This is a genomic window from Ruegeria sp. YTSA135, from assembly GCF_059610165.1.
The window spans coordinates 22,426-46,034 of record NZ_JBXWNC010000003.1 but is presented as its reverse complement, the minus strand read 5'-3'; the positions used below and the strand labels follow the sequence as shown (position 1 = coordinate 46,034).

The 23,609-nt window shown below is 55.7% G+C and carries 19 protein-coding genes and 1 riboswitch; of the genes, 12 read left to right on the top strand and 7 right to left on the bottom strand.

What is annotated here, in order from left to right; translation table 11 throughout:
- Positions 1-80 precede the first annotated feature (80 nt).
- Positions 81-284, top strand: a riboswitch (cobalamin riboswitch).
- Positions 285-437: 153 nt separating this feature from the next.
- Genes AC2FIT_RS05005 through AC2FIT_RS04980 form a run of 6 tightly spaced genes read left to right on the top strand, consistent with a single transcriptional unit; the run spans position 438 to position 6,521 of the window.
- Positions 438-2,306 (top strand): TonB-dependent receptor plug domain-containing protein, encoded by a 1,869-nt coding sequence (locus tag AC2FIT_RS05005; protein ID WP_496827245.1) that lies wholly within the window; start codon positions 438-440, stop codon positions 2,304-2,306.
- A 2-nt stretch (positions 2,307-2,308) separates the two neighbouring features.
- Positions 2,309-3,139: an ABC transporter substrate-binding protein gene (locus AC2FIT_RS05000; RefSeq protein ID WP_496827243.1), complete on the top strand. Its 831-nt coding sequence runs from the start codon at positions 2,309-2,311 to the stop codon at positions 3,137-3,139.
- The gene (locus AC2FIT_RS04995) at positions 3,136-4,119 is read left to right on the top strand and encodes a FecCD family ABC transporter permease (protein ID WP_496827241.1); all 984 of its coding nucleotides are present in this window, start codon (positions 3,136-3,138) and stop codon (positions 4,117-4,119) included. The genes AC2FIT_RS05000 and AC2FIT_RS04995 overlap by 4 nt, the downstream gene beginning before the upstream one ends.
- Positions 4,116-4,874, top strand: a complete 759-nt coding sequence (locus AC2FIT_RS04990; RefSeq protein WP_496827239.1) for an ABC transporter ATP-binding protein — start codon at positions 4,116-4,118, stop codon at positions 4,872-4,874. The genes AC2FIT_RS04995 and AC2FIT_RS04990 overlap by 4 nt, the downstream gene beginning before the upstream one ends.
- Positions 4,871-5,527: an adenosylcobinamide amidohydrolase gene (locus tag AC2FIT_RS04985; protein ID WP_496827237.1), complete on the top strand. Its 657-nt coding sequence runs from the start codon at positions 4,871-4,873 to the stop codon at positions 5,525-5,527. The genes AC2FIT_RS04990 and AC2FIT_RS04985 overlap by 4 nt, the downstream gene beginning before the upstream one ends.
- A complete protein-coding gene (locus tag AC2FIT_RS04980; RefSeq protein WP_496827235.1) occupies positions 5,520-6,521 on the top strand; it encodes a DUF6925 family protein in 1,002 nt (333 codons plus the stop codon). Before AC2FIT_RS04985 ends, AC2FIT_RS04980 begins: the two co-directional genes overlap by 8 nt.
- 90 nt (positions 6,522-6,611) lie before the next feature.
- Here the strand turns inward: AC2FIT_RS04980 and AC2FIT_RS04975 are convergent, their stop codons facing one another.
- The 5 genes from AC2FIT_RS04975 to AC2FIT_RS04955 are packed head-to-tail and all read right to left on the bottom strand — an operon-like array spanning position 6,612 to position 14,411.
- Positions 6,612-7,694, bottom strand: a complete 1,083-nt coding sequence (locus AC2FIT_RS04975) for a ferritin-like domain-containing protein (protein ID WP_496827233.1) — start codon at positions 7,692-7,694, stop codon at positions 6,612-6,614.
- Positions 7,672-9,594, bottom strand: a complete 1,923-nt coding sequence (locus tag AC2FIT_RS04970; protein ID WP_496827231.1) for a GMC family oxidoreductase — start codon at positions 9,592-9,594, stop codon at positions 7,672-7,674. The genes AC2FIT_RS04975 and AC2FIT_RS04970 overlap by 23 nt, the downstream gene beginning before the upstream one ends.
- The gene (locus AC2FIT_RS04965; protein WP_496827229.1) at positions 9,578-10,066 is read right to left on the bottom strand and encodes a hypothetical protein; all 489 of its coding nucleotides are present in this window, start codon (positions 10,064-10,066) and stop codon (positions 9,578-9,580) included. Before AC2FIT_RS04965 ends, AC2FIT_RS04970 begins: the two co-directional genes overlap by 17 nt.
- Positions 10,053-10,991 (bottom strand): hypothetical protein, encoded by a 939-nt coding sequence (locus AC2FIT_RS04960; protein ID WP_224890114.1) that lies wholly within the window; start codon positions 10,989-10,991, stop codon positions 10,053-10,055. Before AC2FIT_RS04960 ends, AC2FIT_RS04965 begins: the two co-directional genes overlap by 14 nt.
- A gap of 42 nt (positions 10,992-11,033) precedes the next feature.
- Positions 11,034-14,411 (bottom strand): adenylate/guanylate cyclase domain-containing protein, encoded by a 3,378-nt coding sequence (locus tag AC2FIT_RS04955; protein ID WP_496827226.1) that lies wholly within the window; start codon positions 14,409-14,411, stop codon positions 11,034-11,036.
- Positions 14,412-15,266: 855 nt separating this feature from the next.
- Between AC2FIT_RS04955 and AC2FIT_RS04950 the strand changes: the two genes are divergently transcribed.
- The 3 genes from AC2FIT_RS04950 (at position 15,267) to AC2FIT_RS04940 (ending at position 20,602) form a co-directional block, all read left to right on the top strand.
- The gene (locus tag AC2FIT_RS04950; protein ID WP_496827224.1) at positions 15,267-16,682 is read left to right on the top strand and encodes a sigma-54-dependent transcriptional regulator; all 1,416 of its coding nucleotides are present in this window, start codon (positions 15,267-15,269) and stop codon (positions 16,680-16,682) included.
- Positions 16,683-16,687: 5 nt separating this feature from the next.
- Positions 16,688-18,643: a sensor histidine kinase gene (locus tag AC2FIT_RS04945; RefSeq protein WP_496827222.1), complete on the top strand. Its 1,956-nt coding sequence runs from the start codon at positions 16,688-16,690 to the stop codon at positions 18,641-18,643.
- 255 nt (positions 18,644-18,898) lie between these two features.
- Complete coding sequence (locus AC2FIT_RS04940) at positions 18,899-20,602, top strand: OFA family MFS transporter (protein ID WP_496827220.1); 1,704 nt, start codon at positions 18,899-18,901, stop codon at positions 20,600-20,602.
- Between the two features lie 291 nt (positions 20,603-20,893).
- Here AC2FIT_RS04940 and AC2FIT_RS04935 read toward each other — a convergent pair whose 3' ends face one another.
- Complete coding sequence (locus AC2FIT_RS04935; protein WP_496827218.1) at positions 20,894-21,058, bottom strand: hypothetical protein; 165 nt, start codon at positions 21,056-21,058, stop codon at positions 20,894-20,896.
- Between the two features lie 77 nt (positions 21,059-21,135).
- Here AC2FIT_RS04935 and AC2FIT_RS04930 point away from each other — a divergent pair, with 77 nt between their 5' ends.
- Positions 21,136-21,303, top strand: coding sequence for a hypothetical protein (locus tag AC2FIT_RS04930; RefSeq protein WP_496827216.1), 168 nt, complete (start codon positions 21,136-21,138; stop codon positions 21,301-21,303).
- A 319-nt stretch (positions 21,304-21,622) separates the two neighbouring features.
- Here AC2FIT_RS04930 and AC2FIT_RS04925 read toward each other — a convergent pair whose 3' ends face one another.
- Positions 21,623-22,000, bottom strand: coding sequence for a hypothetical protein (locus AC2FIT_RS04925; protein WP_496827214.1), 378 nt, complete (start codon positions 21,998-22,000; stop codon positions 21,623-21,625).
- Between the two features lie 345 nt (positions 22,001-22,345).
- On the opposite strand from AC2FIT_RS04925, the gene AC2FIT_RS04920 reads away from it, so the two are divergent.
- Both AC2FIT_RS04920 and AC2FIT_RS04915 read left to right on the top strand, forming a co-directional pair.
- Complete coding sequence (locus tag AC2FIT_RS04920) at positions 22,346-22,795, top strand: substrate-binding domain-containing protein (RefSeq protein ID WP_496827212.1); 450 nt, start codon at positions 22,346-22,348, stop codon at positions 22,793-22,795.
- A gap of 26 nt (positions 22,796-22,821) precedes the next feature.
- On the top strand, positions 22,822-23,598 hold the full coding sequence (locus AC2FIT_RS04915; protein ID WP_496827210.1) for an HpcH/HpaI aldolase family protein: 777 nt from the start codon (positions 22,822-22,824) through the stop codon (positions 23,596-23,598).
- Positions 23,599-23,609 lie beyond the last annotated feature (11 nt).

Genomic DNA, 23,609 nt, shown 5'->3' with positions numbered 1-23,609 from the left:
ACGGCAGACTTTTGAGACAGCGCAACCTGATTTTCAAGGCTTATCGCAACTTCACGATTGACAATTCGCAGTAGATACAGTCAATTTCCGCGCGTTCTGGTCCGGGTGGGATTCCATCCGGATAATAGGGAACGGGGTGCGGCCATTGCGCCAATTCCTCGACTGCCCCCGCAACTGTAAGCGGTGAGCTTTGCCGGCATATGCCACTGTCCCAAAAGGGATGGGAAGGCCCGGTTTGGCGTCGATCCGAGAGTCAGGAGACCTGCCAGAGCGATCACCCTGTCCGGACGCGGGGCGCGTCTTTGGCAACGGTCTATCCGTAGCGGTGACATTTCGCCGTCTGCGGAGGTTGTTTTCCTCCAACGACAACAACCAATCAAGACACCGAACAAGGTGTCTTATGCCCTTTCTCCGGAAAGGGGTCCGAGGGACAAACAATGAAGAAAACCGCCTTACTGAAAGCGTCAGCCGCGACAGTTTTTGCAGTTGCCACGGCTGCCCACGCGCAAGAAACGATTGATATCGGAACAATCGTGATTTCCGGGGGCTTCACGCCCATTGAAGAACAGAAATACGGCCGTGCAGCCAGTGTGATTACCTCTCAGGAGATTGAGCAGCGTGGTATCACGACAGTGCAAGACGCCCTGCGGGCTGTTCCGGGTGTGTCCGTCAGCGGATCAGGTGATGCCTTGACGCAAGTTCGAATCCGGGGCGCCGAAGCCAACCATACGCTGATCCTGATCAACGGCGTTCCGGCAGCCGGCGGTGACGGAGAATACATCCTGTCCGGCATTCAGACGGCCAACATTGAACGCATCGAGGTTTTGCGCGGCCCGCAATCCGTCTTCTATGGTTCGAACGCTTCGGCTGGTGTGGTCAACATCATCACCAAGAGAGGCGGGCTAGGTCACGAATATGGTGGCACGGTTGAATTTGGTGACGGGTACAACGCGTCCGCCCGGTATTCCTATCGTAACGATAAAGGCGGCGTCGCTGTCGGTATCGCGCGGCTGGACGATGACGGATATGACTATTCCGGCAGCAACGGGGAAAAAGACAGTGTTGACCGCACCACGATTGACCTTACCGGAGATTATTTTGTTGCCGAAGGTTTGAAACTTGGGTTTGTGTTTCGCGATTCAGATGAAAACTATGACTTCGACAGCACAGACTTCCTGGCCACTACCCCCGAGGGTTACGTCGTAGACGATCCTACCCAACGGTCTGAGCGGAAGGAGCGGCTTGGTCAGGTCTACGCTGAATACGAGGCGCGAGGAGGTCAAATGGTTCACCGTTTCAGCTATGATCGGACGGATAACGAACAATCCACCAATGGTGGTACACCGACCGAAACGGACCGGGACTCGGCCCGTTATCTTTTAAGCCTCGGCCTGGACGGGCGCGCGACGGTTGACAGCAACCACTTGCTGAACGGGATCGTGGAATGGGAAGAAGACAGCAGTTCCTCTGATCCCGAGTTTGAACGCGAAACAACATCATACGCGCTGGAGTACCGGGGATCGCTGGAGAATGGGCTGAATGTTCAGGCTGGCATCCGGTACGACGATAACAAAACGTTCCAGAATGATTTCACCTGGACACTGGCGGCGTCTTACACTCTGCCCCAAGGCGTGCGTTTGCACGGATCGGCCGGGACAGGCATCGTCAATCCATCCTATTTCGAATTGTTTGCCGACTCTTTTGGATTTGTCGGCAACCCGAACCTGAAACCCGAGAAAAACAAGTCTTTCGATCTGGGTGCCGAAGTGCCGTTCTGGGCCGGTCGCGGATTGGTTGATGTGACCCTGTTTCACGACGATCTAACTGATGAAATCACGGCGGTCTTCGATCCGGTTTTGGGCAGTTCGACCTTCATCAACCAAGCCGGGGACAGTACCCGCCGCGGGGTAGAGGTTTCGGGCACGCTTGAGGCGACAGACACGCTCGATCTGCGTCTTAGCTATACCTATATCGACGCGGAAAACCCGGATGGATCGGTGGAAGTTCGCCGCCCCCGGCACGAATTATTGCTGACCGCAACGCAAGAGTTCCTGCAAGGGCGCGGGTCTGTAACCGGCGATATTCGTTATGTGGCGGACAATTACGACACGCAATTCTTCGGTAGCTTTGAAACGAAAAAACTGCCCGACTACGTAACCGTTGATGTCGCGGCGCAATACTCACTGACCGACAAAGTCAAACTGACTGGTCGTATCGTCAACCTGTTCGACCGAGAATATTCCGACGTTTGGGGTTTCGCCAAACGCGGGCGCACCGGATATATCGGCCTGAGCGCGGCGTTTTGATCATGTGGCTGCGGTTGATTGCTGTTTGTGTTCTGGTCAGCCTGACCAAAATGGCCTGGGCGCAACCTCAGCGCGTGGTCTCGATAAATGTGTGCACCGATCAGTTGGCCATGATGCTGGCTGCCCCTGGCCAACTGATCTCGGTGTCTTATTTCGCGCGCGACAGCCGCGTGTCGGCCATGACTAAAGAAGCCATGCGCCACGGGGTCAATCACGGTCTCGCCGAAGAAATCTACCTGCAACGGCCGGATCTCGTGATCGCAAATCGCTTTTCTGCACAGGCGACGGTGGACATGCTCAAAAGGCTGAGTGTTCCTGTCGTCGTTTTCGAGTCCGCCCGCTCGCTGGAGGATATCCGCACCAACATCCTGAAAATGGGAGAGGTCCTGGGGCGTCAGTACGCTGCGGACAAGCTTTTGCAGGACTATGATGCAGGGCTTGCAGCACTAACCGCAAATGGGGCGCATGGACCACGTGCCGCGATATACTCAACGCACGGTTGGACATCTGGCGATCAAACCCTGTCTGGCCAAATTCTGACCGCGGCAGGGCTGCAAAATATCGCGACAGAGATGGGCATGACCGCCGGGGGCGTTTTGCCTTTGGAACAATTGGCGCTGTCCGACCCGGACATCGTGATCACCGCGCAACCCTATCCGGGACACAGCCGGGCCGAAGAATACTTGCAGCATCCCGTGGTCAAACATCTACGGGCGCGCTCGGGTCAGGTACTGGTGTCGGATCGCGACTGGGTTTGCGGTACTCCTTACGTCGTTCGCGCGATTGAAAACCTCAGGCGTGCACGCGAAGACTGGCAATGGGGCATTGAATGAGGCGGCTTGTGATCGTTCTGCTGTTCTGCGGGGTTGGGCTGTTTCTGTTATCACTGACCATCGGTCCGGCGGGTATCCCCGCCGGGGACAGTCTGGCTGCCTTGTTCTCCGCAGATTACGGGCCGCTGACGCTGGTGATGCGCGAAATACGTCTGCCGCGCGCCATTTTGGCGATTTTTATTGGCGCAGGGCTGGGCCTTGCAGGGGCCGCGATGCAGGGTTATCTGCGCAACCCGCTGGCCGAACCCGGGTTACTGGGCGTTTCCGGGTCTGCGGCCTTGGGGGCTGTGCTGGCGATTTATACCGGTCTGGCCGCAAGCAGTGTACTGGCCCTTCCTTTTGCCGCTCTTACCGGAGCTGTTATCGGCGTCACACTAATCATGATCCTTGCAGGGCCGCGCGGTGGGTCTTTGACGCTTATCCTTGCCGGGATCGCAATCTCTGCCTTGGCCGGGGCGCTGACCTCGCTGGCGCTGAACCTCTCGCCCAATCCCTTTGCGGCCAATGAAATCGTTTTTTGGATGATGGGATCTTTGGCAGATCGGTCGATGGTGCATGTCTGGCTCGCGCTGCCCTTTTTCCTCGTGGGTGCAATTATGATTGCTGTAACGGCCCGAGGGTTGGATGCGCTGACGCTGGGCGAAGAAGCAGCCGAAACGCTTGGCATCAACCTGTCCCGTCTGCGTATCTTGTTGGTGCTGGGAACGGCAAGTATCGTAGGGGGAGGAACGGCCGTTGCCGGAGCGATAGGATTTGTCGGCCTTGTGGTCCCACACATCTTACGGCCAATGGTCGGCGCCAGCCCGTCCAGATTGCTTTTGGCTTCAGCGCTTGGTGGCGCCGTCATGCTGCAACTGGCTGATATCGCGGTGCGCGTGATCCTGCCTGACCGTGATCTTAAACTGGGTGTTGTTACCGCCCTTGTCGGTGCGCCACTTTTCCTGCACCTGATCTACAAGACGCGGAGAGACATGCTATGACCGCCTTGGAACTGCGCGATCTAGGCGTTACCCTGCGCAACCGAGAGGTGTTTCGCAGGGTCAGCCTTACGATTTCTGCTGGTGAGATGGTGGGGCTAATCGGCCCCAACGGTGCAGGCAAGACCAGTCTGATGCGGGCGGCCCTGGGGTTGATACCACATTCTGGTCAAAGCTCGCTTGCGAACCTGACCGCCCGTGACCGGGCCCGGACAGTCGCATGGATGCCGCAAGCGCGCGAAATCGCATGGCCGGTCACCGTTGAGCGGCTTGTTGCGCTTGGACGCCTGCCGCATCTTTCACCAACAGGTGCGATAGCTGAAAGGGATCAGGCTCTTATTGATCAGGTCATCGACAGAATGGACTTGGGGGCGCTACGCCTGCGTGCTGCATCCCGCCTGTCGGGCGGTGAGCAGGCCCGTGCGCTGATCGCGCGGGCCGTGGTACAAGACACGCCCATCCTGATGGCAGATGAGCCCACCGCAGGTCTGGACCCTGCACATCAGATTTCGACCATGAAAGTGTTCCGTGATCTTGCCGATGAAGGCAGGGCTGTGCTTGTGTCCTTGCATGACCTCGGGCTTGCCGCGCGTCATTGCACGCGGCTGATCCTGTTGGCAGAGGGCGGTGTGATCGCTGACGGCCCTCCTGCGCAAGTCCTCTCAGCCAATCTGATGGCGCGCAGCTTTGGCATTTCCGTCTGGCACGAGAACACCGCCTCTGGTCCCGTGTTTCAACCGCTTGAGGTCGTCGGGTGAACGGTCTGACGTTGAACGCCCCGTGGCTGAGTTTTGATCTGGGGCAGCAAATGGCAGTGCTGAGCTGGGCAGTCAACCGGCCCGGTTTTGTTCTGGCCTCACAGATTCTGTGGCGTGAGGTGCGCAACGCCGATCTGCCCCAGGGAATGGATGTGCGCATGTGGTTGGCAAACGAGTTGAAGCGCCGCAACAGCGAGGATGCAGTAGCCCTGTTGACGTCACGGGCGATCAAGCATTTTGAGTCTCGAACTGCCGAAGTTGGATCTGTGATGGCGCAGGCCGTGGCCACGGTGGGCCTGTCCAATGGTGAAAGGGTCGGCCAGCGTGTCGACTACTCAAACCGTGATTGGGGCACCATCAACGTGGCCGTGCGCGTCGATACCGGGCTAAGCCAAACCGGTCTGATCGAAGCCATGAGCATCGCCGTGCAAGCCCGGACCGCTGCTGTGATGGACGCCCATTTTAACCTGCCCACGGGGATTGCAACTGGCACGGGTACGGATTGCGTTGCCGTTGCGGCACCGATCGGAATAGTCGACTTTGCCGGGCTTCATACAGATATTGGTGAAGCTGTCGGGCGCGCCGTCTACGATGCGGTTGCTGCCGGGATGACCGCTTGGATTTCGGAACGAAAGGAACCCACGCATGCTTGATCTGGCCATGGTCACGCAACAGGCTCTGACTCAGGAAGATAGCGGCTGGAATATGGGGTCTTTCGGTGCCATTGCCGAGTTCCATCATGTCTCAAGCGATCCCTCCCCCGGGGATATGAAGGAGCACGTGCAATTCACGTCACGTGGCGGTATTCGTTTGGATAGCTTGGAAAATGTCGTTCCCGTTGCCTATGAAACCCTAAGCCCGAAACCGCATCGCTGGACCCAGGCTGTCTCATTGTGTTTGCCACAGGAAATGGCGGCCATGAACCAGCGGGAGGTGCTGATGGAACTGGGGCCGGACGCGGACGCGATCCGCGTCGAAGACCGCCATGGTATCCTGTTCGACATGGGGCTGAACCAGTTCCAGGTGGATTTCTGTATCCGCACTTTGGATGGCGACCTTTTGAAGATCCTGCGGGAAAACGCAGGAAGGTCGCTGTTCGAGGTTGGCAACCCTGCGATGCCTGCGATCCTCGCCGCCCACCCGCATCGCGTCGCGCTGACACGGATTGGGCGCGTAGAAGTCTATCAAATGATCGGAGGTCCGGACACGGGCGGCAGATCTCCCGACGGGCCGCACACCCACGTCCTGCCCAAACTGCTGCGGGCAGGACGTACGCATTCTGCTAATACACCGATTCCAGCCGGGCTGACGCCATGCGGAGCGTTGCATCCCGAAAATCCCGTGATCGGTCGAATGGGTGAGGATAAGCCATTTAACCGGGCCGCCTTTGAAGCATTTCAAAAGATGCTAAACGCCTGGGCACCCGAAGACTACATCACCGCCAAGAAAGACGCGTGGCGCCTGTTAGAGCAGGGTGTGCCTGCCGCTGAAGCGCCCGAGCCACTCACCCGTGTTGGCCGTGCGGGCTGGCGCAACGGCATTCGACAGTGGCGTCTCTTGCACGGCAACAGCCCTCTGCTGGATGACTGGGCATCAGCCTTTGATCGCGAAGCCGCGCTGACGGAACCGGAAAACCCCGGCCATTAGAAAACGGCAGTCAAGCGGGATAATCCAACGAAACCGTGTTTGGTCGAACGTGCCGGGTGATTGGAGGGACGCGTATAAGCCAAGCTGAATCTAAGCTTTTACCAAATATGTCCAGGTAGGACCGGCAGTTTCACCTGATCCGTCTGGCAACGGTATGCGCATGAGTTTTTGTGCCAGAGATTTCATGATGTACATCGTCGGCACCAAGTCACGCAAAGCGCTCTTGTCCGTGTTGAAAGCAATCTCCAAGCCGTCCAGCAAACCGGTCCAGGCGGTATTGAATTCCGCAGACATTTCCGCAACCTCCGGTGCGCGCGCATAGTTGCTTTCGCACGGATCATCCTGCATCGGAGAGACTGCGCTCCAATCGACAATCAGATCACCACCTGTCGGAGGTTCATCTACCGCATCATCTGGATGATAGTACCGGCTGTGGAGAATTTCGTTGAACTTAAAGTAATGCGCGACGTCTTCGCGTCCTTCGGGCCCTGGGATTACGTCTTTGTCCCCTGCCCTGTGGCCCATATCGGCACCTTCACCTTCTTCCATGATTTCCGTGATCGCTCGCATCGCAGAAATGCGGCGTTGTTTCGGGGTGCCGACCACTTCGATCACCTCACCCCCTGCCCCAAAATAATCATCATTTGAGATTTGCCGCTTTTCATCACCGATGAAGATCGCGTCATTGCCGAACGTGTCACAGGCATTTTCAAGCTCTTGCTTGATGTAGGTGTAGAACCCTCCGATCGTGTGATAATCACCTTTTTTGGCTGGGCCTGTATCTTTTGGGGCCGTCTCGATCAGGCGAAAGCTTTTGACCTGCTGAGGGGTAAACCGGCGCAGGTGTACCTTTGGCCCGCGACCGTCCAACAGTTTCGTTGGATAGGTCGGCAACTGATCTGGGTCGTTTAGCTTTGGATGGCCTCCGATGCTATTCAGGACATTTGCCACCAGCACCATGTGCAACATTTCTTCGACCATGACCTGGCGGATCACCTCGATGGGTTCGGCATTCACTATGGTAGGCTCAGACCGATCGTATTGCCCCTGCTCCAAAATAGAGTAACAGGCCGTTGCATAGGGTGGTATTGTGGAAAGTTCGAGTATCAGCGCTTTTTGAAGCAGACCACACAGTTTTTCCCGCGTTTTCTCAAGCGTGTCGTTTGAAGTCATTTCGCATCCCCTTCCGAACGGCCGCAGTAATGGCCCTGGCGGCCCTGTAGACCATGGCTGACAGAGTCAGTGTCGGGTTTGACGTGGCGATCGTGGGCATTGAACCAGCGCCGACCAGCCAGAGATTATCGTGATCCCACGACCGCATCTGATCATTGGTTACAGAATTGGTTTTGTGGGTGCCGATCCGGTGCGTGCCGACCAGATGGCCGGCCCCGAAAAAGGTGTAACCTTTGCCTTCATAGGTAAAATATCCCGCATCCGACGGGTTGTAGGACGTATGATTTTTGATGCCCAACCTTTGAAATATCCGTGCGCAGGCGTCATAAGCGGCGGCCAGCCCGGCGCGTGAATAATCGTCCAGATCATAGCTGATCACCGGACGGTATTCGCCCATGGGCGTGCGATAAGCCGGGTCGATTGTGATGCGGTTTGTAGACCGGGGCAGTTGTTCGACCAGTGTTCCCAGGCGCACCTGTCTTTGGACGTCGTGATACAGCTTGTCACGCAGGGCACTGCCGTACAGGTTTTCCTGTTCAACCAGCCGCGCAACGTCTGAATTTGGCGATCCGGCGGCAAAGTTCCAGCCCCAGTTACCGATCTCTAACCGAAATGCAGCCGTTTTGTCGCGAAAGGCTCCATCGCGGAAATTCGCATAGCTGGATGTCGATCCCGGCCCGCGAAACGGCCCTACGGGTTCGGGGGCTGCGCCCCATGTCATCATATAGGGATGGTCCATAAGGTTGCGCCCCAACTCGTCACTGCTTTTACAAATCCCAGACGCCAGAGCGAGCGTAACGTTTTCGACAGCACCGCCCGCAAGGACATAGTGCTTGCCCGTCGCGCGGCGTAATTCGTACTGCGGAACACCGGGGAACGCGTACTTTTTGTATGTTATACCGGAAACCCGTCCGTTTTCATCCAGTTCAACCTTTGATGCGATCGCCTGCGTGATGGTCTCCATCAGGTTCTTGCCGATGTGCTTTGCATCTTCCAGGGTCTTCATCGCGTTGTATTTGGCCTGAATTGGGCAGATTGGAATGCAGCTGGAATTCCCCTCGCACCGCTGGCCCATATAGGCGAACGGACCGGTCGCGCCGCGCGGTTGAAATTGGTTTCGTACTTCATCACCAACCGGAATGCCCTTGCCATTCTTCGGGCTGCGCGGTGTTGAGTTGCGACCCTGCGGCGTACGTGAAACCTTTAGGTGAACGGCATCGCTTGCATCCTCGCCAACCTCAATCGCCATGCCATCGGCACGGGCAAAGAACTCGTCCACATAAGATGAAGGGATCGAATGCATCGGATAATCATAATCCTTTGCAAAATAGTCCTTGCTGTCCTTCGGACCCGAAGTCTTGATCCCAAGTGCCTTGGGGGTCTGTTCAACGGCATCGGCAGAGACTCCGATCTCCCACTCGGCGCGCTCGTAGTCTTTCTTCAGGTCGTCGTATTTGAAGGGCCAGTCGACCCCCAGCCCAAACCGGCTTTGCATCTCAAAATCTGCGGGCATCATCCGAAGACTCGTGCCCAGCCAATGCAACGACGTTCCGCCATACGCCATCAGGTAATTGCTGCCGAACGGCAAAGGGCCACGTTGAACGAAATACCCGTTGGTGTCGGGCTCTGTCCCGCGAACTGCGGTGATGTCCAGAACCGAAGGCGACGGCAGGGTAGGCAGGTTCGGATAGGGTGAATTCGGCGTTTTTGCCAAAGACAGATAGTACTGATCCAGATAAGATCTGTAGGTTTCCCATGTCTTGCCATGATCCTCTCCGGCTTCGAGGATCAGAACAGAATGCCCTTCGGACACAAGCTCTTTCGCCAGGATACCACCGGCAAACCCCGCGCCCACAATCACCACATCATAGCATCTTTCGTCGTCAGGAATTGCGTTCATCGGCCTGCCCTCTCTGTTTCGGGGGCTCAAGGCTCCACGCTCCAAATCCCTGTTGCTTGGCCCCTTGTGGATGTGCGCCGATGGCGTCCCAGACTAAACCTTCCTTGTACGCCCGGGTCGAGATGATCTTGACCACGTCAAAGCGCGAGGCGCCGTAGTTTTCACGCCATTCCTGTGGCAGCGGCACCCATTGCCCGGTATACCAAAGCTGGATCAGTGACCGGGCCACCGGACCAAGACATCTGTCAGGCAAGTAAGACTCGCGGATGATCTTGTCGTCGTCTTTCTTGCCCAGCCTCGGTGCAAGGGACAGAAACTTTTTCAGAATGCCCTCGGGCAAAACCTGCTGCACATGATGCCAATATTCTGCCGCGCAGCCAGTCGCCTGCAACTCGGCAGCGTTGTACCCGGTCAATGCGGCGCTGACAGTCAGAAAGGCATCGTAGGCGATGGTATCGTCATGCGTGGTCATGGCGGTCCCCGTCTATTGCGTCGACGTAAAAGCCTCGGGGTTCAAAACACGCCGGTGGGCTTTCAAAAACCTGCACGGCAACCGGCGTCTTGTCTGTAAACAACCTGTGCATGTCGCGGGTCATTGGAAAATCATTCCTGCCCAGTTTCAGCTTGAACGACTTCGCGATTTTCTTGCCTTCCTTGGTCGTCAGCATTGCAGTTTCAAACAGGCCTGCGATGGTCCATCTTGTCCAAACCGTACGGCCAAGCCCGGTCGCAAATTCCGGGATCGGAGTGCAATTCGTCAGCGTCCACTGATCGCCTGACAGTTTGCCCAGATCGGCATCCAGATCGTAGACAATGGTCTGGGGATCATCCGGGTTAACCAGTTGTATCCACCAAGCCTTCGGCGAAATCGGGGGATCGCCTTTCATCTTGGCGTTCAGCGAGGGAACTTTGTAGTTAAACTGCCCTAGAAATTTTGGCTCGCCAAAAGCCTGCCGCCCCGCCTTGACCGCCATCGCATTATCGGCAGCCACATGAACGCGCAGATGACCAATTGTCTTGGTCTGGTCGCGACCGTGCAAATACTCGGTCAAAGTCATTTTCGGGACACCTGGCACCCGGTTCGAGGGGTAGACCAGAAGATTGAATTCCACCTCGTTCACGAAACCCAATGAGTTATCGTAATGCGCCGTATAGCGTTGGAAGTTCAGCAGTATAACAGCCTTGTTGTCACCTTTCTCGTCGGGAAATTCAGCAACACACAGACCGGTGTCTTTAACAAACGGTTTCGCGGCTTCGAGCGAGGTGTACCAATACATCCATTGGCATTGCAGCGAGGCATAGTAGAAGGGGAAGGTATCAAACTGCTTTGGCAGTTTTGGCATGACACCGGTAACATCCGTTTGATGGCACCGATCATCCTTGGTTTTCCTTGTCATATTGGCTGTGTCCTTCCGACTTTCTGCGACAGATTTTCGATCTCAGTTTTTGCCCGATGATGCCTCCGGAACTGCTGTCTTAAGTTTCTTTAAAATGGTATCCACCTCGATCAGGGCGGGTTTGTGTGCCTTGGCTGCTTTCATCGTTTTTTCAACGGTCCTGGCCACTTCGCTCAGGCAATCTGATGAAGAATTGAGGTTCGACAGTTCCTGAACCACGCGCAGCAACGGGCCATAATGCCCAAGCTCAAGCGCCAGCATCGCGGCCTTTTTGAAATGGTCCATGGCTTTGGTTTCATCGCCATGTCCAAGCGCCAGCCTGCCCCGCAAGCGGGTCAAACCAACGATCCAGAACTTTTCACCGCTGTCCTCGGCAAAGCCATCGGCCTGATCCAGAAGGTCTTCGGCCAGATCTAGACGTCCGTGCAAAATGGCGGCATCCGCGTAGAGGTAAAGAAAAAAGCTCAAACCCAGCCGACAACCGGTATCCCGCCATTCCCGCAGGCCCAATTCAATGCCTTCCAGCGATTTCTCACCATCCGTATTGCGGCGCGCCCATCCGTTCATCACCCGCGCCCAACCGCGCCAGAATTGAAACGAATACTCCTCAGACAGTGTAATCAACGTGGCCGAACTGTCCTGCACCGTTGTCTCATCGCCGCGGAACTGTGAAATCCATCCCAGGAAGGCATGCGCAAAAGACTGGCTGAATGGGTGCGCGGTTTCCTCGGCGTGGACCAACGACGCTTTGATCGCCGCCAATGCGGTGGCTTCGTCACCTGACAACCAGCTCGACAAAGCCCGATAGCCTTGAAGCGCGACCGCCAGATCAACCACGTCGTAGTCAAGCCCCACGAAACGGTGCTCGATTGAAAGGTTCACGCCAATCCCCGCGTCCAGATGCGTCAACGCCTCCAGCGGATGGCCCAGATATGTATTCAGCGATCCATGCGATCGTTCAGCCGACGCCAATACCAACGGGCTCTTCAGGTCTTCACAGAGCGATACCAATCTGTCCGCATTCTGTTTGGAAATCGCGTATTCACCACCCAGCATTGTTGACCGGAACTGCCCATAAACGACTTTGAACAGCCGTTCAGTTTCGCCATATTCGCGGCACAACGCCTGCGCCCGAGAATATGCTGCCAAAACCGATTTGTGCGCATACCCGCGCACAAACGCCAGTGGAACGGCGATCATGATCTGAAGATCGATCTCTCGGCGGTCCCGCACTTGCGAGGCGGGAAGTTCCTGCAGGCAGTCCAAAGCATGCTTCAAATGCGTGATCGCTTCGACATTGGCGGAATGATCCAAGGCCTGCCGCGCCGCCATCATAAGCTTGCCTTCGGCAGCAGCGTAGTTTCCCGCGCGCCAATAGTGATGGCCCAGGATTTCCGGCTCACGAGTGACAGTTTCCTTGTAGTGCTCCTCAAGTATTTCGGCAATCCGCCCATGCCATCTTGAGGCCGTAGATCGTAACATGGACTGATAGGCCGCATCCTGTACCAACGCGTGTCGGAACCTATACGCGTCCTCTGCGCCGGGTTGCCCTGCGGGAACAATAAGTTCAGTTTCCAATAGCTGCTCAAGGGCATTCGAAATGTCAGCGTCGCTCCAATCCAAAACCTCGGACAGCAGTTTCCGTTCAAAGTTCCGCCCGATTGCAGCAGCAACCTGAACGATCTCACGACTGGCAGACAACCGATCCAACCGTGCCATCAGAGAATCCTGTAAGGATTCAGGGATCGCCATAGAAAGCTCAGCCTGACTTTGCCCCCGGCTGACCAGCAGACCCGACTCCATCGCCATCTTGGTCAGTTCTTCGACAAATAATGGGACGCCGTCGGTGCGTTCCGCCAGTTGGCTCAATACCTCCTTGGAGGGACGTACACCCGAGATACTCTCGACCAGCTTATAAATGTCGCGGCGCACCAGTCGGTTCAGCTCCAAACTGGTGACATGAGACTGATTGCGCCAAGGCGATTGAAACTCCGTGCGGGCTGTCATCAGGGTCAGGCAACGCCGATTGGCCAACTGCTCAACCCAACCATTTACGAATTCCAGCGTAGAGGCATCAAACCAATGCACGTCGTCAAGCAACAGCAGCAGTGGCCGGCGTTGCTCTAAACCTGCACACAATTGCAGCAGCGCTTCAATCAACGCGCCTTTCTCACGTTCGGGGGCCATCCGCTCGGCCGACGAGGTGCTGTTACCAAGTCCCATCAAACGCAGAATTGGGGCTGCGCAGCCATCAGCAGACAGGCCCAAATCGTTCAGAAAACCGAGTACCTTGTTCCGACTGTCCTCCGGGTTGGCGTTCGGGGACATCCCTGTCAGTTTGGTCAGTGCATTTTTGATTGGAAAAAATGCGCTGCTCTGATGCAGCGGAGAGCCGAACAAAGTGAGTTGGGCCGCATCTTCGTCTGACAGCTCATCTTTCAATCCAAAGGCAATCTTAGACTTTCCAACGCCGGCATCACCGGTCAGAAGCAACACCTGCCCTTCCCCGTCCAATGCCCCTTCCCATCTTGACCGAACCAGCGCGATTTCTGCGGCTCTTCCAATTGTCGGTGTCGTGTCATGCGAAAAGTCCTTTCGGGCCGATTCAAAGCCTGAAACCTTTCGCCGGACGCGGTAGAGCTGCATTGGCGCACTGACACCCGCCAGCTGTGGGCTGCCGATGGAGGTGAAATCCAACCGCTCACCAATTAACCGGCGCGTTACCTCGGACACCACCACCTCGCCAACGTCGGCAGCGGCCTGAATACGCGCAGCAACGTTTGGCGTATCCCCGAATAACCACACCCTTTCGTCCGTTGAGGAATTTGCCGCAGTACCGACAACCACCGGGCCCGTATGCATTCCGATACGCACGTTTGTTGACACAGGCTGCCGCGAAAAGCCCATATCCATGTCCTGCGCCGAGCTTGCAATTTCCAATGCGCAGAGCGCTGCCGAATAGTGGCTCAGCTCTTGTGCGGTCGGGTAACCAAAAATCGCAACCACACCATCACCGGCATAATTTGCGATCTCTCCACCAAATTTTGCGACGTTGTGTCCTACCAGATCGCGGTATTTCGTTATGAGTTCACGGTAGTCTTCGGGGTCGAGTTTCTCGGACAGCGCCGTGGACCCAACCAGATCACAAAAAACCACTGTCAACTGGCGACGCTCAGCAACACTTTCAGCGGATTGTTTTGACTGGGACGCTTGCTGGGTGGCTGGTTGCGCGGTGTGCGCCGGTTCCTCGGGGACACCCGACAAAGCCGAGCCACAGGCCGTACAAAACCGCGCGTTCGCCAACGCGGCCTCACCGCAGACCCCACATGCAAACGTCAGCGCGTTTCCGCAGCTGTGACAGAATTTTGATCCGGCAGGATTGGCCGCACCACATTCCCTGCAATTGACGTTCGGACTCACCAATCTGGCCGCCTTTATACGCTAGGAAATCCCGGGTTCTGGAAACAAAACTTACAAATTCTTTTTATGACGTATCATATTATTAATATTTCGTCGCCACCTATTATACAATTGCACATACGCAGACGCAGCACCCATTTCAGCTTACGTTTATACAGTTCGGGCTGCGCACAGTGGGAGCGTATGAATAAGGGTAGCATTCCTGATCTGCATAAAAGAGAGGTTCGTTCCTGCCGCAATTTCTACCCCAGACCCAGCGATCTGCCCGAACTCTAACAACCGCGGAGTTTCCGGTGGTACGAGGTGGTGTGTTTATTATTCTGAGCCCCGGACAACGGCCATCGCACGATTACTCACTGTCGGATCATAGAAAATTACAGAGCCAGCAAAAGTGAGGATCGGCATTTCGTCGATCTACGCTTGCTGCGCAGGATCACGGGATTGAGTTAGTCGAGGCGGCTTGAAAGCCTGTAGTGGAACAAGTGAACCGATCATTGTGAGTGTGAAAGGGGCGATTGTTCCGCGTGGACAACCCTTCGAAAACCGTATTCGTTTAGTTTTGCGCAAAAAGATAGCGCGCCGTGGTGATTAGAATCCGAGCATGATTTTGTTGCGCTGTCCGGTTGACCAATAAAACTCTCTCAATCGGATGATTTATGCCGTTTTGGGCCCGGTGGTCGGGGCGTCGTCATTCATCCGGAGGGACAGGGCGAGACAGATACCGCAAATTCAGCAATTGAATCCTGTATTTGAAGGAACCATATGGGCAATGACTTCCCACCTGGTTGAAAAACCGTCAAACCGGTCGAGACATGAATGCCTGGACTCAATCCGCCAAACACTTTCAAAGGCCAAATGAGTCGAACCATCAAGATGACAAGTGACCCATCGAAATCCGCGGCGCGGACTGTCGGCGCAACCGATGTTTTGGTGGGCAGCTTTACCCCTGAACTTTCCAAAGCTTCGGTTCTTGTGATTGATGATGAACCTGGGATGAGGAATTTCCTGTTAAAGGCGCTGATGGGACACTGCGCCACTGTGGACGTCGCGTCCAACACCGAAGAAGCTGCCAATCTGCTTGATGCGAACAGCTATGACATTGTCTTGTTGGACAATGTGATGCCAAAGCAAAACGGGGTTGAATGGCTGGCGGACCAACGGCGCATCGGTCTGTTTTCGGATGTCATACTGATGACAGCGTTTGCCGACCTCGATACGGCCATTGCGGCAATCCGGGCCGGGGCTTCGGATTTTCTGTTGAAGCCGTTCCGTGTAAACCAGTTGTTGAACGCAATTGCACGTAGCCTGGCGCGCGCGCAGCTTTTACGACAGAACGCGGCCCTGCGACACGAGGTAGAAGCGGGTAAGGATCTGCTGCACAATAGCGACGCGTTGTTGGGATCTTCGAATGAAATAAAATCGGTGCGCGCAGCGATAGCCAAAGCCGCGACAACGTCGTCACATGTTGTCATTCGTGGCGAAGTCGGGTCTGGCAAGCAAATAGCGGCGCGCATGTTGCACTCCAATTCTTCGCGGGCTGAAAATCCGTTTGTCTGGCTGCAATGCAAGGGGATGAACGAAGATACACTTCAAACAAGGCTTTTCGGACGGATCGAGTCGAACTCGGATGATCACTGGCAAGAACAAGACGGCATGCTGCGGGACGCTGCGGGCGGGATACTCTATCTCGAAGACGTCGAGATGCTGTCGCCTGGTTGCCAGAATCTGCTTGTGGAATTATTGACCACGGGTCGTTTTCGGCCAATTGGGGCAAAACGCAGTGTAGCAATTGACGTGCAGATCGTTTCTTCCAGTACGCAATCCTTGCAACAGGCGGTAAATGACAACAGGTTTCGCGCCGACCTGTTCTATATGTTCAATGTCATTGAAATCACCCTGCCGCCACTGCGCGAAAGGGGGGAAGATATTGTTGAGCTGATCCGGTATTTTTCCGAAAGCTTGTCGGCGCGGCTTGGGTTGTCGCAACCCGCCCTGCCGCCAGTGACGCGCCGGCGAATGCTGGCGTACCGGTGGCCCGGCAACGTGATGGAGCTACGCAACACCGTTGAGCGTGCGCTGATCAATGGGGGTTACGATCCGATATTGGGAAAAACCTCTGCAACGGGTGAAATTGAAAGCCTGGCAGCCGTTGAGCAGCGTCATATCCTTGAGACGCTGGATGCCTGCGGCGGAAATCGGGCCGAGGCCGCCCGCCGATTGGGGGTCGCCCGTAAAACGATTGACCGGAAATGCCAGGCTTGGGGGCTCTGAGGCCGATGCGATCGGTGCGGCTGCGGCTGCTTTTGCTAGCGCTGTTGCCTCTGGTCGTTCTGCTGCCACTTCTTCTTGGCGTAACAATGGTGCGCTGGATCGACAAGTACGACCAACTTCTCCTAGCAAAAGTCGCGAGTGATTTGCGCGTGGCTGAGCAGTATTTTGGCCGGATAGAGGCAACGCAAGCCGCCGAAGTCGCCGCACTTGTCCAATCGGTTCGATTTGCCAAAGCCCGGGCAGTAGGAGGAGAGCATTTCAAACGGTTTCTTGCGAAAGAACAGTCCAAAATGGGTCTCGACTTTCTACTTTTCGACCAATCGGACGAGTCTACAATGCCTGCCAGCCTGCGAAATGCAGCGATTGCGGCCTCTCGTGGAACCACAGGAGCTGGGCTGGCGGTTTTGAGTGCGCAGGACTTGAACAACATATCACCAGACTTGGCAAAGCAAGCCAGCCTTCCACTGGTACAGACAGAGGCCGCCCGCAGCATTGAGCGATCTGTGGAAACCCGTGGCATGGTTCTCTTGGCCACGCATCGCGATGTGGTTGGTCAGGACCTGTTGATTGGCGGACTTCTATTGAACCGAAATCTATCCGTTATCGACAGGATGAACGCCCTCATCTACCGTGAGGACGCGAAGCATGAAACGCGCACTGGCACCACCACATTGTTTCTGGATGATGTGCGCATTTCAACGAATGTGCGCCTGTTCTCTGAGACCCGGGCTTTGGGAACACGAGTTTCCGAGGTTGTCTGGAGGCATGTCATGGGCCAGGGGCTCCCGTGGTTGGATCGCGCTTTTGTTGTAAACGATTGGTATATCTCGGGCTACGTGCCGTTGTCCGATGTAACCGGAAAACGCATTGGCATGCTTTACACCGGTTTTTTGGAAGAACCTTACAAAATGCAGCGAAACGCCACGATCGTTACGTTGGTTCTGGCGTTTATTGCTGTAATTGGGCTGTCGGTGCCGATCTTTTTGCGGCTTGCGCAAGGCGTCTTTGCTCCGTTGGAGAAAATAACAGCCACGATGGAGCGCGCAGAGCAAGGCGCCCTGAACGCGCGCATCGGTGTCGTCGAGGCCAAGGATGAGATCGGTGCGGTTGCACGCCATCTGGATCGTTTGCTTGATCAGATTCAAGACCGCGATGAGGCGCTCAGGGATTACGCAGAGAACCTGAACGATCAGGTTGAAAAACGTACTGAACAACTGAGCGAGGCCAATCGGAAACTCGAAGAAACCTATGCACAGTTGGTGATGTCGGAAAAGCTGGCCTCTATCGGCGAAATTACCGCAGGCGTCGCACATGAGATCAACAATCCCGTCGCGGTGATCCAGGGCAACTTAGAAATTCTCAGGGCCAGCCTGAGCCCTCAGGATCAGGCCGCGCTGAAAACTGAGCTTGATCTTATTGATGATCAAACCCACAGGATAAATATCATTGTGGGTAAGTTGCTGAATTTCACACGGCCTGGTGAAATGTCTGATATTGCGACTCTGGTTGATCCGCAGAGTGCCGTTGAGGATGCGCTTGTTCTGGTGTCCGCCGACCTGCGCAAACACGGCATTCAGGTTACTCAGAGTCATGCTCCAGCGCCTTCAGTAAGGATCGTGGAAACGGAGTTGCAGCAGGTTTTGGTGAATCTGATCATTAACGCGACACAGGCCATGAATGACACAGGGACGCTAACGATCAGAACGGGACCCGCGGACCGGGATGAGGTAGCCGGCAGTCAGATTTCGGTTTCCGACACTGGCAAAGGCATTGCGCCTGAAAAGCTAGACAAAATATTCGACCCGTTCTTTACTAGCAGACACGCAGAAGGCACCGGATTAGGGTTGTCCATCAGCCAAACCCTTATCACACGGGCAGGTGGCTTAATCACTGTGGCAAGCCAAGAAGGGCGGGGAACAACTTTTTTTGTGTGGTGCCCTGCCGGAGACAATTCGTCCTGACCGGCCATTTCTCCCCTTCGAAAATTGGACAATTTGTCCGGAGGTTTTCCAGTGTTTCGTCTGGAACTGGACATTTTGTCCTTTTTGCAGTGCAGAAAAATTCTCATAACCATTTGTTAACTCACAATAATTTTTGTTGACCAACCTTTTGCCCGGTGATCATACGGCAAAAGCGCGCTGTCTACCGTCGTAGACCAACGACACGGGTGCAGCCGTTCCAGGGATGGAGGCGTCCCGCATTTCGGAGGAGAAGTAATGACAAACTCAGCAGCTGGACCTCTAGGGTTTCTGCGCAAGGAAAACATCGTCGCACCAGAAGGTTACAACCGATGGCGGGTGCCGCCGGCCTCTATTGCCATCCACCTTTGTATCGGATCGGTCTACGCGTGGTCCGTTTTTAACCCGCCTCTTACACGCCAGCTGGGCGTCGTTGCCTCGTCAGGCAGTGACTGGTCGCTGTCATCCGTTGTATGGATCTTTTCCGTCGCCATCGTGGTTCTGGGCCTTACGGCTGCTGTCGGCGGCAAATGGCTTGAAAAGGTCGGCCCCCGCTACGTTGGGGTTGTTGCTGCAATCCTGTGGGGCGGTGGCTTCGTCATTGGCTCGCTTGGGATCGCGACCCATCAGCTGTGGCTATTGTACCTTGGTTACGGTGTCTTTGGCGGCGCAGGGCTAGGCCTTGGCTATGTCTCGCCTGTATCGACCCTGATCCGGTGGTTCCCTGACCGCAGGGGCATGGCAACGGGCATGGCCATTATGGGCTTTGGCGGCGGCGCCATGATTGGTGCTCCGTTGAACCAATGGCTTTTGTCGACATTTCAAACAGCGCCCGAATTCCTTGGAGCAGAAAACACGGTAAACCTCATCACGGAAGGTGGTCGTCGTTTTGCCGAAACGGCAGCCGGGAAAATTGAGGTTGTCGTCGCCTCGGCCCAACAGGCCGCGCAGTTCGGCGGCGAGGCAGGTGTATATGTGGTCGGCACTGGCAATACAGGCGCCGCAGCAACATTCCTGACACTGGGAATTGTCTATTTCTTCGTCATGATGTTCGCCGCCTTTCAATATCGCGTTCCGCGCGAAGGTTGGAAACCCGCTGGGTGGGAGCCCAAACCGTCTGCGAAACGCATGGTGACGCAAAACCACGTGCACATCGACCAGGCCATGAAGACACCGCAGTTCTGGCTGCTTTGGGTTGTTCTGTGCTTCAACGTGACCGCAGGGATTGGCGTGATCGGTGTGGCTAAGACGATGATCAACGAGATTTTTGGTGATCTCGCACTCGTAACGGCTGCTTTTGCTGGAACTTACGTTCTGATGATTTCAGTCTTCAACATGGTCGGACGGTTCTTCTGGGCGTCGACCTCGGACTATATCGGTCGCAAGAACACCTACCATTGCTTCTTTGTTCTGGGCACGATCCTGTACTGCACCATCCCGTTCTGGGCAGCGTCCGGTGGAGTCACGGCGTTGATCGGCTTCTACATCGCAACAATGATCATCTTTACCATGTACGGCGGCGGCTTTGCCACAATTCCAGCCTACCTGGCCGATATCTTCGGAACGATGCATGTGGGCGGAATCCACGGACGCCTTCTGACCGCTTGGTCAGCGGCTGGTGTGTTGGGGCCGTTCGCAATCACCTACCTGCGGAGCCTGTCCAAAGAAAACGCGATTGCCGACCTTGCCGCGAAAATTGATCCAGCAGCCTTTGCTGAGAAATTTGGCGCGCCGATTGCACAATTGAACGAATTGGCCGCCGCTAACACGGTCACGATTGCGAAATTGATGGAAATCGCGCCTGTGGGTACCACCGACCCGACCGCGACGCTTTATAATACAACTATGTACTGTATGGCTGCGTTGCTGGTAATCGCGTTCTTTGCCAACTTGATGGTGCGTCCGGTTCGCGAAAAACATCATGTGGAGAACACCCACTCGGATGTGGTTCCCGCCGAATAAGAAACCTCTCGCCCCGCATAACCTGCGGGGCGACTTCACTACTACCAAATGGCGTCAAGGTTCAGCGGAAATGTGCCGCAAAGCTTTGACGCCATTGTTTTTCCAAACGCTCTCCCCAACTTTTTTTCTTGAAACATACGGACACCTTGCATCGTGGTTTCCGGTGGCGGGAGGTATGCTTCAAAATTGCCTGACCACAGGTTCATATTGGCCTGTGCGACCGGCTTTAGCACTGCGCTTTCACAGCCAACAAGAGATCCAAGTAGCTATACAAGCGGGATCGGGCCAAGATCACTTTCGCCCTTTATCTTCGTGTTCATCGATGATCCATCGACTGTTGCACCTGACGATGGAAACAAGAAACATGTCGCGCATGCGCAAGGTGACCTTCGGATGCACCAGGGTTGCAGGCTTTGTATTGTCGATGCTTGGAGGAATGTCGTAGGCGTCAGTCACGCGGCTCCTTTCGGGTTCAGAACATAGCCAGACCAGTCATCGCGGTCGGAATGCGGCAAACAGAGGTAGCGGCGGTGATGAACAGCGTGCTCAATTCCATCCCTGCTGCCCCTGACGAAAATCTGGCTTTCGTCCACCGGCAGGCACAACCTGTTGGGTTGCTGGGAATCGTCCGTAACCAGCATCGGCATGCCGTTCGAGGCCAATCGGAATACGCCCTGAAAGGGCAGGTCCTGATCGCGTAGAGTTCCATTATTTTCGCGAGTTCGGCCAAATTTAGGATGAGGCGTGTTCGCAGGAAATCACCCGGCCGTCACGATCAAAATAGTTGCCGTTGGCCTGATTGGATGGTGTGCGAAAGATCCTGTGCCCTTCGGCCTCTGTTCATTTGTACTGGTGGCTTTCCTGGATGTCAGGGAAGATCAGCAAGTGTTCCGTCGGATGCCAGATCGACCCTTCGGTAAAGTCGAAGCCCCCCGCGATTTCTTTCAGGCGGCCGTCGGACGGAACCGCCGTTGTGTAGGCGTCGATTCGGATATCGAATGGTATGAAGGTCTCCTCGGGTCAGCGCTCTCCAAGGTCGGGATTGGCAGCAAAGCGCAGCATGATAAACCCAACATAGAGAAACACCGAGTACACGCCAAGGATAAAGCCTGCCAGCAGCAATCGCTCAATGCCTCCATCCACGATGGCATCATAGACCGTCAGCGCAGCCGAAGGCGGTATGAGTGAGGCCAGCGTACCCGCTGCCAGCACGGTCGACACGGCCAGACCGACGGGCTTCCAGCCGATCCACGCTTTGGCAGCACGATAGGCCCCCTTCGCCATGCCCGAAGAATTGGTGAAGAACCCATGCAGGATGAACATCGGCAAGACGCTGAACCAGTGGTTCGAGCCCGCCAAATCCGGGATGATCCCCGCGATATTGACTGCCCGTGTCAACTTTTCGAGGCAACAATATCCGGATCTCGGGTGATAGCCGCAAGGCGAGAATGCTGAAGCCAGCCGAGACAGCCAGCTTGAAGGGTTAGGTAACCAGACCGACGCTGATGTCAGAAGAAAGAGTTCCCGCAGGCGACGTTGCACAGCGGGCCGCGGTATCAAGTGCGTTTTCGCGCAATTACACTGTTCAAGAACAGACGCAAGAACGAATCCTGAAAGCAGCACTGTAAATGGGTTATCAACCCAACGCATTGGCGCAGGCGCTAAAATCACACCTGTCGCAAATCGTTGGGGTCGTGATGGTGCAGCTAAAAAATCCGATCCTGCGGTTGCGGCAGACTTGCAGTGGCCAACGGCGCTCTCGGACACGAGATCAGAGCCGCGCGATTCGCCGGTCACGTTGCCGGGCTGCAACGTATGGGTCAAACGCCCAGGAAGGTTTTTGATAGCGGTTGCGGCTACGATGATGGTGCCCGCGTCGCGGATGACTTACAGTCGACCGGTAAAGAAATACCCGGCGGGTTCCTATGCCGAAATGACCTGTTTGCCATGGGTCTTAGGGATCGTCTTTCTGCGGCCATGCGATTGAGTTTTCCCGGCGACATGAAGGTTGTGGGATTCGACGACATTCCAATGGCGGAATGGGAACGCAATCAGCTTACTACGATCTGCCTACCCATTCAGGCATTGGCCAAACACGCAACCGATGTCATAACCCGGATCGTTGTTGAAGACGAAAAAGTAGAAGACAAGATCCGGAGTCCCTGCCGCCTGATTGAACGCGGCTCGGTCTGATCCCAAGCATAAAAGCGAGCCTATTCATGAATACACTCAAACAGCGCATGGCCTCGGGTGAGGTACTTGTCGGAACATTTCTGAAGACCCCGGCGCATGAGTTGATCGAGGTTCTAGCGAAATCAAAGCTAGATTTTGTCTGCCTCGATGCCGAACATGCACCCTTTGACCGGGCGCGCATGGACATCTGTATTGCCATGGCGCGAGCGCTGGATTTCCCGGTGCTGGTGCGCCTGCCAACTGGCACCCCGGTTGAGGTGCTCAAAGCGCTCGACAGTGGTGCGGTTGGTGTCGTCGTTCCGCATGTGGATAACGTTGAAAAAGCGCGGGACATCGCCCGCGCGGCGCGTTTTGGGGAAGGCGGGCGCGGCTATGCCGGCTCAACCCGATGGGCGGGTTTCGCGACCCGTCCCATGAAGGACGTGTTGCAACAAAGCGTGGATGAAACCATTGTCATTGCCCAGATCGAAGAACCGACGGGCGTCGAAGCAGCAGATGACATCGCCTCGGTTGACGGGATAGACGGGCTGTTCGTGGGGCCTGCGGACCTGGCGGTCTGTTACGACAAAACCGATATGTCTGACCCGAAAGTGTTGGACGCCATGCGCTCTACCGGAACAGCCGCCGCAAAAGCCGGAAAGGCATTCATGACATTCGCTGCCAATGCGGACGCCGCCCCAGAGCTGCTGGACATGGGGGTTACGATGTTTTTCGTGGCATCCGAGCACGCCTTTATGCTGCGCAGCGCGAATTCCGAAGCATCCGCCCTGCACAGCGCAGCCGTTAAGAAAAAGAACGGCTGAAATTCCGGCAG